This is a genomic window from Amycolatopsis sp. NPDC041971, from assembly GCF_055588925.1.
The window spans coordinates 27657-40616 of sequence record NZ_JBVJCE010000018.1 but is presented as its reverse complement, the minus strand read 5'-3'; the positions used below and the strand labels follow the sequence as shown (position 1 = coordinate 40616).

At 61.9% G+C, this 12960-nt stretch carries 12 protein-coding genes; 7 read left to right on the top strand and 5 right to left on the bottom strand.

Annotation, left to right across the window (positions count from 1 at the left end):
• Positions 1-1265: 1265 nt before the first annotated feature.
• Complete coding sequence (locus tag ACZ6DT_RS30370) at positions 1266-2300, top strand: hypothetical protein (protein ID WP_465601809.1); 1035 nt, start codon at positions 1266-1268, stop codon at positions 2298-2300.
• A 1267-nt stretch (positions 2301-3567) separates the two neighbouring features.
• Positions 3568-3882 carry a hypothetical protein gene (locus ACZ6DT_RS30365; protein WP_465601806.1) on the top strand — a complete coding sequence of 105 codons (315 nt, stop codon included), beginning with the start codon at positions 3568-3570 and terminating at the stop codon, positions 3880-3882.
• On the opposite strand, the gene ACZ6DT_RS30360 is transcribed toward ACZ6DT_RS30365, so the two are convergent.
• Positions 3879-4562 carry a hypothetical protein gene (locus ACZ6DT_RS30360; protein ID WP_465601804.1) on the bottom strand — a complete coding sequence of 228 codons (684 nt, stop codon included), beginning with the start codon at positions 4560-4562 and terminating at the stop codon, positions 3879-3881. The two genes, ACZ6DT_RS30365 and ACZ6DT_RS30360, sit on opposite strands and share 4 nt — an antisense overlap.
• A 161-nt stretch (positions 4563-4723) precedes the next feature.
• On the opposite strand from ACZ6DT_RS30360, the gene ACZ6DT_RS30355 reads away from it, so the two are divergent.
• Together ACZ6DT_RS30355 and ACZ6DT_RS30350 are read left to right on the top strand one after the other, a co-directional pair.
• On the top strand, positions 4724-5269 hold the full coding sequence (locus ACZ6DT_RS30355; protein WP_465601801.1) for a hypothetical protein: 546 nt from the start codon (positions 4724-4726) through the stop codon (positions 5267-5269).
• A gap of 26 nt (positions 5270-5295) precedes the next feature.
• Complete coding sequence (locus tag ACZ6DT_RS30350; protein ID WP_465601799.1) at positions 5296-5934, top strand: hypothetical protein; 639 nt, start codon at positions 5296-5298, stop codon at positions 5932-5934.
• A 33-nt stretch (positions 5935-5967) separates the two neighbouring features.
• Here the strand turns inward: ACZ6DT_RS30350 and ACZ6DT_RS30345 are convergent, their stop codons facing one another.
• From ACZ6DT_RS30345 to ACZ6DT_RS30335, 3 genes are all read right to left on the bottom strand, one after another.
• Complete coding sequence (locus ACZ6DT_RS30345; protein ID WP_465601796.1) at positions 5968-6267, bottom strand: hypothetical protein; 300 nt, start codon at positions 6265-6267, stop codon at positions 5968-5970.
• A 227-nt stretch (positions 6268-6494) separates the two neighbouring features.
• The gene (locus tag ACZ6DT_RS30340) at positions 6495-6677 is read right to left on the bottom strand and encodes a hypothetical protein (protein WP_465601793.1); all 183 of its coding nucleotides are present in this window, start codon (positions 6675-6677) and stop codon (positions 6495-6497) included.
• A gap of 2 nt (positions 6678-6679) precedes the next feature.
• Positions 6680-7117 (bottom strand): hypothetical protein, encoded by a 438-nt coding sequence (locus tag ACZ6DT_RS30335; protein ID WP_465601790.1) that lies wholly within the window; start codon positions 7115-7117, stop codon positions 6680-6682.
• A 420-nt stretch (positions 7118-7537) separates the two neighbouring features.
• Here ACZ6DT_RS30335 and ACZ6DT_RS30330 point away from each other — a divergent pair, with 420 nt between their 5' ends.
• The gene (locus ACZ6DT_RS30330) at positions 7538-7837 is read left to right on the top strand and encodes a hypothetical protein (RefSeq protein ID WP_465601787.1); all 300 of its coding nucleotides are present in this window, start codon (positions 7538-7540) and stop codon (positions 7835-7837) included.
• Here ACZ6DT_RS30330 and ACZ6DT_RS30325 read toward each other — a convergent pair.
• The gene (locus tag ACZ6DT_RS30325; RefSeq protein WP_465601784.1) at positions 7834-8253 is read right to left on the bottom strand and encodes a hypothetical protein; all 420 of its coding nucleotides are present in this window, start codon (positions 8251-8253) and stop codon (positions 7834-7836) included. The two genes, ACZ6DT_RS30330 and ACZ6DT_RS30325, sit on opposite strands and share 4 nt — an antisense overlap.
• 736 nt (positions 8254-8989) lie before the next feature.
• On the opposite strand from ACZ6DT_RS30325, the gene ACZ6DT_RS30320 reads away from it, so the two are divergent.
• The gene (locus ACZ6DT_RS30320; protein ID WP_465601781.1) at positions 8990-12517 is read left to right on the top strand and encodes a hypothetical protein; all 3528 of its coding nucleotides are present in this window, start codon (positions 8990-8992) and stop codon (positions 12515-12517) included.
• Between the two features lie 40 nt (positions 12518-12557).
• Complete coding sequence (locus tag ACZ6DT_RS30315) at positions 12558-12911, top strand: hypothetical protein (RefSeq protein WP_465601779.1); 354 nt, start codon at positions 12558-12560, stop codon at positions 12909-12911.
• Positions 12912-12960: the final 49 nt, after the last annotated feature.

The following is a 12960-nucleotide window of genomic DNA, read 5'->3' as shown; positions in this document are numbered from 1 at the left end:
AGCAGCCGCCCGCCCATGTACCGCTGCAGATCCCGCATTATCTGCTGACTCCGCGGTCAGCCCTTCGAACTCCAGCCACCGCAAGTGATCCACCAGCAGATAGGCGTACGTCCGGCCGTCCTACCCTCGCACGTCCGCAAGAACTCATCCGCCATCCGGTGCTGGACGTGATCTGCGCCTGCCTGCGTTCCCCTTCCAACTACCAGGCACACTCCAACTGCGTGACCGGCCCGGGATCCACCGCCCTTTAGCCCCCAGGCACGGAGGCACCCGGCTGCTCGTCAAGCGCGGCGAACAAACCATGTCATCGACGGTGACGAACTCGACGATGAAGCTCAGCAAGAACGAGAGGTCCGTCTTACGCCTCAACGCATCCTCGCCACACACTTAAGGCCGGGTAGCGACCCCGGAACGTCCCGCAAAGACATTCTGGAGGGGTATCAACGTCGACCTCAGTGACACCGCTGATGTCCTCGGGTTCTTCGTAGACGGGTCTGCGGGTAGCCTGACCTGCGGACCATGGGAAACCATGCGTCTGATGGTCCACGAGTGGACCATCAAGGTCCAACCAAACCTTCCGAGGAGGCCAGCAGGCTCCCAGAGGACACCGATGGCATGATCACCTGCTCTTCTGATCATGACGATCGCTCTGAGAGGCCGGTCTCGGCGGGAACTTGGCAAGTTTCTGGCCTTGTTCCTCCCGTTGCCCCTGGTCTGGCACGCATCGTCTCCGCATCGGACCTGATCGATGACGTCCCTGCTTGTAGAACACGCCGGCGGCCGCGCGTACCTCCCTCGGCGGCGGCGAAGAGGGCCAAGCCGGCTGAGATCGATGTTCGGAAACGATCGTTTCCGAACGCCGTCAATGAGAACGCCGGTACCTCTCTGTGTCAGGCGGCGTAGAAGGCATTAAGCCGGTCCGTCAGGTCGCGGGCATCCGCGTTGTTCCGGCGACGTTCGGCCTCGACCTGCAGGGGCCGGCGCACTCCTCACCCGCACGGCGCGATCGGCCATGCGACCCGCCGCCACAGTAGAACACACATGTTCGCACCCTTGACCGGCGGTGCTGGCCCGAGCGGTTGCCCTGCACAGAACACCTCGGGTACGGTTCTCGCTAGGCAAGGAGCTCGGGATCGGACCTGAGCCACCACCACATCCTTTCAAGGCATGGAGCGTCGGTTCGCGCCTTCGCCACCACCTTTTCCAGCGTTCCTCAGCGAGCGTCGACGTCCCGCACATGGGCTGTCGACCGAAAGGCGACACCAATGACGATCTACTCCCAGCATCCAAACCGCGGGAAAGTTCAGATTCTCGCTACCTTTCGCGGCCCCATAGGCGTGCAGTCGTCGACTGTCACCAGCGTCGACGACGAGGCAACAGCAACGAAGATCGTTTCTGCGCTCAACCGGATTTCCGCCTGCGCCACTGTGCCCCTGTGCTGCTCAGATCGCCGACACGGTGGCTTCGAGCTCTATCCCAACGAGCACCTCGCGGCGCTGACTGACCGGGACGCCCGCTCAACCCTGCTAGTCGGTACGCACAGCTTGTGGTACGAGCACGTCAAGCTACTCCTCCATCAGGCACTGACCGATCTCGACCGCTCGACAGCCAGCGTGCCTGCTCCTGTCCAGACCGCGATCACAGCCGAGCTGGAGAAGGAAGCGCGGGATCTCCGCGATGCGCTAGCCGAGTACACGGAGGGCATCGAGCCTCCCTCGAGCAGCAGTCGGCGGGAGTGGGATTCAGATCTGCCTTTTGTCCTGTTCGGTGGCGGTTTCGAAGGGTTGAGCGAGTCTGATCGTGACCGCCTTGATCGCCTTGAGCTCGGCGCGACAGAGGTCGAGCTCGCGGAGGGGGTGGATGGCATGCGCTTGCTGATCGATGCCTACGAGCAGTGCAGCAACCGCGAGGCACGGCTCATACTGGACGACCTCAACATCTCTGACGATCCTGACCCCTACGGACCGGACCGATTCTTCCTCGACGTGCTCGCACCGCTCCCCAACAGCGAGCTCGACCGCACCGGCTGGACCGTAGAACTAGGCTGGTGGGAGCTGGATCCGGCTGACGACGATGAGGAAGAACCAAGCTCTGCCTCAGGCGAAACGGTCCTCCGCTGTACGATGCCGGTTCCGCCTGATGCTTCCCAACTCGTCGAACTGCTGAACCTCAGCGACGGACAGCCAGAGCAGCTTCGCGCATGGGCTGCTACACCCGTCGGTCGAAAGCTGGCCGGAACGTCGTTCGTAGTCACAAAACGCTACACCGACCTCCCCGAACCGGAAGCGAAAGTTCACTAGCAACCTCCAGAGCAGACTGGGCTTGGCAAGGCTTGGCCATTGCAGGTCAAGCCTTGCCAGGTGCACAATCCAACGCGGCTGGGACGCTCTCGCACCGAGCACGGAACGGCGGCGAGAATTCACCCGGCCGGGGTCTGGCTGTTCAGCATCCGACTCGCCTGAAAGCGGGTACCTGTATCCGGAGAGACGAGGGCGACAGAGTCTTTGGGCAACGTCGCCGAGCCTGGACGATAGCCGTTGAATGAGACATCGCGTGGGGGTTTGCTTGGCCACTGGCGTGGCGGTTGAACGATGTGGCCCGGGTGATTTCTCCGATAGGTCCAGAGTTCTTCGCAGGCGATGAGAGTGCCAACGACCGCGACGTTGATGGAGTCCACAATCCCGGTAAGGGTGTCGAGCGAGTCTTCCTCCAGATACAGCTTGCTGTGGTTGCCAGCTGTCCGAAAGGCGTGTGCCTCAGGGTAGTCCGGCTGCCGAGGCAGCGGCCGAGCAATCTTGCCTTTCTCGATGTAGTTGACCCCGATACGGGCGCCGCGGTGAACGCGGTCGCTACGGCTCCATCGCGTCCAATCCAGCTTGGCCTACTCACCGAGTGGGGTTACCGAAGTGCCTGCGTCGATCTGGCGAAGCGCGGGTATCGCAGGAGCGAACCGGGCAGCGACCTGGTGCCGGAGTCCTCTCAGGTTTTGGAGAAGGTGTTCGCGCACCTCCGCACGACGGAGCCCGGTGTCAAAGCATCATCGACAGCGTCAAGCTCACCAACGAAGAGTTCAACCGGCACGTCTTTGGGCTAGCCCGGACCCTCACCTTCGGCACCGCGGCCAGTACCAGGAAGACCTCCCGTCTGGACCGAAAGCACCTACGCGTCGTCGCCAGATAATCGACCTCCTCGGTGTTTGGAGCGAGCGCTTTCTTGTTATCGGCCGGCAGTTTACGGGGCTGACGACCGATTTCAGGCGCCTTTGCGCAGCAGCTTCGTGATTCGGTCGCCGGTTTCGCGGTCGAACGGTTGCGGGCATTCAAGGCCGAGGAACTCCGCCAGTGTCCTGGCCCTGTCCCTCGCCTTCCTCCTCGCGTTGGCCGCGGGATCCTCGCTAAATTGTCGGGAAAGTCGGTTGCGGCCGCTGCGCTCGTGGGTGGCGGGGTCGCCATGACGGCCCTCGCCGTGTACTTCGCGGCGGTGAGCCCCAGGTGACCTGGAAGGACCGACACACCGGCAAGTCGCTGGGCAGGTCAGCGCGCGCCAAGCGCGGGGTCAATCCGTGCCATGAACGTGGCACAGCGCCGCGGCTTGCGATCAGAAGGTCACGTTGGACAGAGCGTTCATGGCGTCCTGTGCCCAGTCCTGCACGCCGGACTGCGTCCCGGCGGCCGCTCCTGCGGCGGCAGCTTGGCCAAGGTGAAGCAGCATGCCGGAAAGAGCTTTGGTCGCGCGGCGCACCTTTCCAGGTTGCGGATCCGCCGACTCAGTGACTTCGGCAAGGACATCGAGGGCGGCAGCTTCGACATCCTGCCGGTTCTCATCGTCAACACCACACTGGGCGGGGAGCTGTTCCAGCAGCTGAGCAACGATCCTCGTTAACTCCTGGTACTGCTCGGGGCCTTTGCGATCGTGTTCTGCTGGTTCTGGGTGACCTGGGCGTTACCGCTGGCGAACTGCGAGTTGGACACCGCTCCGTGGATCACCGGAGCGAAGTAGTTGGTGGTGGGTGCTCCGTCCGAGGCACGGCCGCCAGCGAGGTAACTCCGGACATCGCCGTCATGGTCGAGTACACAATCGCGGCCGGCCGAGGTGAGACGCGGCTTGAGTGTGCCGTCGGGCTGCTGATCACCGGCGAAAGCGCTGATGAGTCTCTTGTTCGACAAGTAGGTGGCTTCGTGAGCAATGTCGTCCCAGGTGAAGTCGCCGTCGGCATACCTGGCTTGGTCGCTGTAGAGGAACGATGTCCAATCCAAGATGTCGCGATGGCTCTCCAGCCACAGGAGCATCCGCTGACGTAACACACTGAGTCGCCGGGCCGGTCGTTCTTTGATGAGTAACTGGGCCTGCTGCTCACCGCGGCCGGTCAGGTGGCAGGTTGCGATCCCGCCTGACCCGAATAGCGGCTTGACCAGGTCGTCTTGTTCCAGGTCCTTGACCAGGTCTACTGCCTTGTCGTCGTGGAGGCCTCGCTCGGCGAGGAAACCGTTGATGTCTTGGAGGTCTGACTCATGCAGACGGAGAAGCAGGGCGTTGCGGTGTTCGTCGAAGTCGGTGGTCATCGCTCTGCCTCCATCAGGTGTGTTCACGGAGATATCGTCACCACATCGCGAAACGCAACAGGATCATCGAACGTCGCCCAGGTTGACGACATTGTGGACGGTGTTCTGTCGGTGGTCACGCGTACAGTTCCGAGCTAGACGTTCAGCGAGAAGGAGTCAGCATGGGCGGGAGCTCGATCGACAAGCGCGCCATCGCGAAGTTCACGAAGGACCTCCAGCGCGAGTTCGACAAGCAGGGGCCGATCCGGATCCCGGTCGAAACCGACATGCCGGAGCTGCCTCCTCTGGGCTCCGGTAGCTCCAGTTCGACCGTGAACAACTATGGTCCGGTGTTCCACGGTGATGTCTCCGGCGCGCAGATCGCGTGGAACAACGAGACTGTGACCCAGAATCAGCAGAACGCCACTAACACCAGCACTGTCGCACCTGGCTACGAGTCGCTGGCCAAGCTGGTCACCGACCTGCTGGAGCAGCTGCCGCAAGTCGGCCTGGGCGAGCAGGACCGCCTCGACGCCGCCGAGGCAGCCAACGACGTACTCAAGGAAATCACCGGCGTCGAGGCACCTGAACCGGGGAAGCTACGCCGCGCGATCAACATGCTGCGCGGCGTTCTGTTACCGATCCGCGATGGGCTGGTCACCGGTCTCGCCGCCGGCGCCGAGGACTGGGCGAAAGTGGCGATCGCCGGATTGACCGGAATCAACTGACTACCAGCGACACGCCGGAGAACACGATGACGACCTCCTTCGACGAACACTGCGACGCGTTGATTATCCGCCTTAACGAGACGGGCCCAGGCGACGTCAACGACTTCCTCGCCGAGCGCGGACTCGACGACGAGGAGTCCTTTCAGCTGGTGCAAGACCTGGAGAACCGCGGTCTCGTCGATCCGGCCTACACCTTCGGTGACACGTTCTGCAGGTTAACCGGATCGGGGACCCGCCGAGCGCAACAGCTGATCAGCGAGCGGCCGAAGCGCCGCGCACTGACGCTGCGGCATCGCATGCTCCAGTGGCTCGAAGAACACCCCCAGACCCCGAACTGGGACGAGTTCCTCGCGAGTAACCAAGCCCACTTCGAGGGAACCGCCTTCACCCAGGCACAGCTCAAACGCGAAGCCAAACACCTCTACGGCCTCGGTTACATCACCTCCGCCACGGTCGATCACGAAGTCGACGGCGTGCTCTGGCCCGACATCACCCCTGCTGGCAGGGATGTCCTCTTCGACGGTGACCAGCACTCCAACGGTACTTTCACCACGACCATCCACCACGGACCGGTCATCAACGGCCCCGTCACCGGATCACAGCTCGCCTGGGGGAATACCACGGCCCACCAAGACCAGCACCCTGTAGACAAGGCCGACAGTTAGTCACTACCGCTTGGTCTAACGGCGTTGCGTCCTTTAGTCCCGCAACTCCAGCCGCTCCCGGGCCGCGAATCGTACGAACGTGTACGGGCTCTCGACGTAAGGCATCTGCCCGCGTCCAGAGCCAGGCAACACAATGATGATCCGATCACGGCTGAGCACGTGCCACTCATTCTGAGACAACTGTTCAACATAGATGCCCCGGACCGGACGGAAGCGTTCTCGCACCTCCTCCCTCCTGAGCCCGAACGCTTCGGCGATGAAGACCCACGGCTGGTCATTGCGGACACACTCGGCCAGAGCGTCACGCCAGATCCGCTTGTCCGTGACGCCCACCGCCGACGCTACTGCACGGAGGCGCCGCAGGTCCTGACCATCATCAGGTAATTCCGTGTTCCTAGTCATGCCGGTACGTCGTCCCGCTTCGGCCGACTGTTTCGCTTGCGCTGATCACGATCGGAATAACCCGACACTTTTGTGATCGAACTGTTAGTCAACGTGACTCACTCACGTGCTCACGCCGGAACAGAGCCCTCGCATATGTGGCCGGTTGATCGCGATCCTCAGAACTGATTCAGCGTGCCGTCGTGCGCAGCGCGCCAGCGGTGCTTGCCCTGCCGGAAAGTGAAGGTCAACTCGATGTGTCGGATAACATCGAGAGATTCGGAAATCGCGGCCCTGGTTACATTCTGGCTGCCGCTAGCATCAGTGTCGTAGTAGTTGTCTTGCCCGGTCCGCTCGAACACGGTCAGTCGAACCGGATCAGCGAGTCGTTGTCCCAGCTTGTCAACCTGGATACCAGTCCTTTCTGTTGGTGACACGGTTCCAAGATTGAACGTGTAGTGCAAGCCCTTAAGGCTTGTTTTGCTACTACGTCGTACACCGGTAGCGCTGTGGTATTTACAACGTGTACGGCTGGCGTCAGGCTTCCATCCGAAGATACCCAGACGGCAAACTTGGATGCCTCGCGCTCGCGCGCTTCCTCCTGGGCAAGCGCCCAGCCGTGCCGAGCAATCCACACTGCGACTCCTGCGGCGATAATCGAGCCGACGCCTCCGACCCACTGGCCCCATGCGGACCACCAGTCGGCGCCTTGCTTCAGCACCACGCTCATGATGATCAGCAAGGTGAACGCCAGCGCAACAACCGCACCGAGGTAGCGCACGTCAAGCTTTCCGAACTTCATGCTGCGGAGTATCGCGTATCTCCCACGCGCAGGTGAGGAACGACGACATGTCAGCCCCTACCAAGAAGTCGCTACAAGACGGGCAGGCTTCACATCCAGCGTAATTTGTCGGTGGCTAGGTTTAGGTTCCTGCAATGACCAACTGCCTGGGCCTCATTGGCTCCCTTCTCGCGTCGAGCATCGCCCTGTGGATCGCCACCATGGGATGGCGAAGAGTCGATCAGAGAGCCGAGCAGGACAAACTCGACACTGCTGCCCGCGGCCGGGCGACCCTACTAGCGAGGCTGCTCGAACTGCACCTTGAGGCTGTCCATCTAAAGCACCTGACGAAAAACGACGCCTACATGAAGGCTCTGTTACTACAACTGCCCGGGCCACCTGGCTACGACCCTGCGCGTCCGGCTGAAGATGGAGCACACGATGAAGGACGTCCCGCTTCACCCTGCGAGCGTAGCTCGCTTGCGACCCCACGAGCAACACGACGTTGGCTACAAGTGGCTCATCTTCGACCGTTCGTCGGTCCTCACCGGGCGCGGATTTCAATCTTATCCCGAGTGGATCGAGGCCGAACTCGCCTACGACATCGCGGGCGAGGTGGGTGGTGACCAGGATTCAGTTCTCCACGCCCTGTCGAAAGATGTTCGCGACCCACAGGATGCAACTATCGCCATGCTCAGGCAGGTGAAAGAACAGAAAGAGCCGCAGAACGGTTCGGTCTAGGCAACCGACTCTTCATCTACCTTCGACGATCCGCGCCATTCCGCACGCACCAGACGTGTCAGAGCGCGAGAGCGCTCGGCCCCCACACCCAGAGCTTTACGAAGCGCTTCAGCGGAGATCGGCCGCTGGTGTAACTCCCGATGCTGAGCATCCATCGGCTTCACACGCCCAACCAGGCCGTCTTCGAGCCCTGCTGGAGTCACAATCGATCTATCCGACGAGCCTTCCTGCGCCGAGTTCATCGGCGTAACGACGGCAGGGGGTTGAACATCCTTCCGAAGGTCAGCGAGCGCCTGAAGCAAGCCCGGCCCGACCTCGGACCAGCCGATCAGCAACAACGGCCCTACCGCGTCGAACAGCGCCTTGCCGATCTCGCCAGCAATCAGGGGCTCTGCCACGTTCAGCGCCAGCGTCACCGCGCTCGCGAGAACAAGGAGCCGCCAAGCCGAGCGCTGAACCTCGAGGCTGCGCCATGCGCCGTAAGGCGGCGGATCGCCACTAGCAGCGCTACAACCGTCAGGTCCACCGCAGGCGCGACCTACACCGGACCCCAAACGGAGTGCGAGCGCGAAGACATTGCCCGGGTCGTTATCGGCGACCACTGCCCGTCGATGGCCCAGTGTCGATCGCTACACCGCACCGTTGGGCCATTCGGGTGGTCAACCGGCTGCGCTGGAACGGGTGCAGTGCGACGTGCGATCACTAGCCATGGCGCACTCGTGGACTCGTGCGCGTTCACGTTGGGAGGCGTCGTGAGGACGATCGTGTGCGTGCACGGCATGGGACGGCAGGCCGCCGGAGAACAAACGCTGCTGCGTGACCGGACACTAGCCCTCCAGCACGGGCTCGCCTACACTCGCCTACCGCGACGCGGCCAGCGACAACGACGTTACGATGGACTTCTGCGGCAACCTGCTCTCCCTAACCTGTCAACTCCTGACCGTTCACCCTCTGATGCAACCCGCAGCCGATACCAAGCTCGCCCTGCAGGGGGATGTACTGCTGGCGTGCTAACAGGAGGCTGCGCAGGCGGATCCAAAGGTGGCGCCGCTAGAGGCCGACACAATGATACGTGTTCCGACCTGAGCGCAGGCGGCGTTGTGGCCGCAACTCCGATCACGGGTTTTCGTTGGTCTGGAACTATGGGCGTCGGTGTTCAATCTCAAGCACGCGCCGCTGGCGACGCCATCTCCGCCGCCGCAGACCACGAGCAGGCTCATGCTGGCACTTCTTGACAGCGATTGGGCACGCCGCAGGCTCACCGAGTCCGAACGCGTCGTTCTCAAGATGGAGTCGTGGTTCGAAACCATCAACGCACTCGGCGACGCGCCAGCTGCTGACCTGATCGACCTGGCAGGTCGACTCCGTGAAGGCCAAGCGCTGCTGGATTCCGACTCGACCTCCGCCCACTTCCTCGCCGAGCACGCCGACGTAATCGAATCGATCGCACGTAACGGCCCCTGGCAAGTCGCCGAAGAGAAACTGGGCACCAGCGGCTTACTGGCCGGACTCGGCCGCATGAAGCGTGACGAGTACTACCAGACACGTGACCGTCACACTCAACTGGAGGCAATCGACCTCTTCGTGCAGGCGCTGCTCGCCGGCGACGACCCGCAGGTGTATGACGGCGGGAAGACCATGCAGGGATTCGGGTCTATCCTCTTCGACCTCGCGCTAGACCTGGAGTCTGCGCAACTCGTGGTCATCACGGGCTTAGCCGGACTGGCGTCGCTCACGGCTCGCCTCAGCAAGCCCAACCGGGACTACGACGACCTATGGCTCGACATCATCAAAAAAGTTACCAGCGGCGTCGAACTTTCGTTCGATAGTCTTCGAGAGTTCCAGGGCAACGCCGAGTACATCGACCAGTACGCCGCCGCGGAGCGCGCCGTCCGCAACTTCAGCACGCTGCTACGCTCCGACCCCACTGAAGCTCAATTCTGGCAGCAAGCCAAATTCATTATCATGGTTGGTTTTATCGTCGGCAAAGTTCGCCCTCCTCTTCCTCCGACCTCGCCGGAATTTGATATATTCCCAGCGGAAATCATCCAGCTGATGTACGATATCATCTATCAGTATCTGGACTTCTGGAGCTCAGATCCGCTCCGCTGGATCATCCAGTTCCCGCAGTTTGAAGGGCTCGTCCCTGAGGACGAGGCCGTTCCGGCATATGCAGCCAAGACCCCGCATGATCCGGGTGGCGCAGCGGTCCGAGACGTGGACGATACCGTGTCGGAATTGGCGGATGACCTCGAAGCCCTGCGCCACAGCCAAGAGATCGAGGCGGCGGGAGAGGAACTCGAAATCCTCGGGGCAGTGTGGGCTCTCGACGAGATCTCGGTGGCCCACAAACATCATCTCGTCAATCCCGCCGCATGCGCGGAACTGGTCGTATCGGCGCGGCGCAGGATTGATCGACTCGGAGCCGCACTACTGCAGTCACCTTGGACGATCGAGACGCTCAGGAAGGTGCTTCATCTGGAAAACCCATTTCAGGACCTCGGTCTTCTATGCGACGTCGTAGAGGGTCTCGTCACACGTGAGAATGGAGATCAGGGCACCTCATTGCGGTTGGTGCGCTCCGCCGTACTCCACCCAAATTTCGACGACATCGTCGAAGCAGCCGTTACCGAGATCACATCCTGGTGCGAGAGCGCCCCCGACGAGGAGACACCAGAAGTGGAACGGCAGCTTGCGGAGACCGTTCCCCTCAGTGCGCTGATAGCCGGGACAGTGGCCTTGACGGGAGTGCTGTTCGTGGACGCAGCCTCGTCCAACCATGGACGTGAGGACATCCGCGCTTACATCTCCGGTATGAAGGCTAAACTTCTTAAGGTCGCATTGCTGCAACTACGAGCACCCAAGACGCCTCTAGCTCTGGAACTCGATGAACAAGTGTCCGCGGACGTCCAGCAGCAGTTGCTCTGGACGCTGAACACTGCCGAGTGGAGCCGCGAGGAGCACCCGGTTGACCGCGTCCGTCTGCTCCAGGATCTGTCGGCCGCATATCTGGACGGCAGAATAACGCTGCACGACCCTGAGATCAGGTTTACTTTCTCGAACAACCTCGCGGTGGAGCACCATCAGGCCGGAGAGCCATTCGAGTCGCTCCGCTGGAGCGTCCATGCGCACGGCCTGGCGATCCAGGGCAAGTCCCTGGAGAACCTGGCGACCGCGAACCTGAACCTGGCGAACTCACTGCGACTGATCGCCGACCGCCAATTCGACGGTTGGTCACTTGACGTCGACGCTGATTATTCGACGCTGAGTCTTCTGGCTTGCTGCCTCGCAGCTGTTTCCGAAGGGACATGGGCCCTGAGTCAGCTTGAGAAGATTATGTCGTCCCGCGATCGATTCTCCCTGTATGACCATGGATTTCAGCTGTTCCAGAATCTCGCCGAATGGACTCTCGTTAAGCTCGAGGACTGCGCGCTGTTGGCCGAGTACTTACTAAACATCCGGAGTTCCTGGTATTACCCGGAGTTTTTCACTGAGGTGACGGCCAGTGCAAGTTCACTGCCGAGCCGTCGGCAGATCACGTGGCGCGGCCGCTGCTGGCTTGGCCAGACCACTGTGGCTGCCGATTTCGGCATGAAGAACGACGCCGCCTCGCGGGTCGAGGCATCAGAACTGCTCGCCCGGGAAGATAAGCCCCAGGCATGGCTCGGCACAATGTTCGAGTCCGAGTCGAACACCCACGCTAGCGCATGGATTATGGCGCCCAACGTCTTCGGCGCAGGTTTCGGAATCCTGCCCGCGTCGACTAATTCCGGACAGGACGCGCAGGACAGCCTTGCACAGTCCCTGGGTTCGACCCTGCCGAACCTGTTCTGGTCGGCGGCGGCCCAACTCATCGCCGCGGAGCAGCGGGCAACGCTCTACGTCTCGACCGATCCACAGACCCCTCCGCTGAATGTGGGCCACTGGGCGTCGACGACCGACGCCGGCACCGTGAGGGTCTGTGACGCCTTCGACGTTGTGTACTGTAGCGACATTGCCGCAAGCCATCACCCTCGACGCGATCGCCGGTCCCCAGACGTATTCGTAGTGTGCGACCCGCTGGGTGACCTCCCCGAAGCCCGCAGCGTGCCGACAACTGCCGCCGTCGTTCGGGGGAACACTGACGGCACCACCGCACCGGCAAACGGTCCCATGACCGTGGACCTAATGCGTCGCTGTGCGCTGTCCAACGGGATCTTCCTCTATCAGGGACACTCCGATGCCGGCGTGCAGGGAGAACCGGGATCGGCGGCCTTAGTACTCGAACCTGACTTGTTCAGCCCGGAGGTGGCTGAGAGACTGACCGTCACCCAGATTCTAACCTCTCTCGCGGCCGACGAGGACGGAATTGGGCTTCCGGAGCGCATGATCTTCCTGTCCTGCGACTCCGGCGTCAGTGCATCCGTCCATGACTCGACGAGCCTGGCTGCCGGTGTCCTTGCGGGCGGCGCGACTCATGTCATCTCGACACTGCACCCGGTCAGCGAGCAGTCCCCCTGGTCCGAGATCACCCAGATGGCAATCGATGTGTTGAACGCACCTTGTCCAGAGGAGAAGTTCGGACGATGGCAACGGTGGGCGGGTTCGGCCTCCGAGTACACTCCAAGACAGCGGCAGGACATGCTTTCCATCACCCTTTTTTCATCTCCGTTTGCCTGTGGGAGGTCAACGAGTGAGTAACGCCCATGCCTCCAGAACGCTGGTGAGGATTCCAAGCTGGATGGTCGTAGAGCTGGAGGCCGATGGACTAATTGCGCCAGTCGTCAGCGACGCCAGGTCGCTGGACTTGCATGAGCTCGTCCAGGTGGCGATCGTCGCCAAGGACGTCGCTTCGGCATTGGTCGCCGTGACGGCGGGTGTGAAGGGTGTACGAAGCATCCTCGATCGCCTACGCCTCCGGAAGGGCGAGCAGAACGTCGACGTGGCCGTCCTGGTGAATGGTCAACGGCGCACCTGGTCGGCTCCGTCCGGCACGCTGACCGAGGAGATGGTCGACGAGATCATGGAAACGCTCCGGGTCGAACAACCAGGAACCGACGAGGACCCCCCACCACCATCGACGCAAACCACTTGATCCGCGCGGGAGTCCACAAATCAACGGTCCGCCAGCCGAAGACATGGTA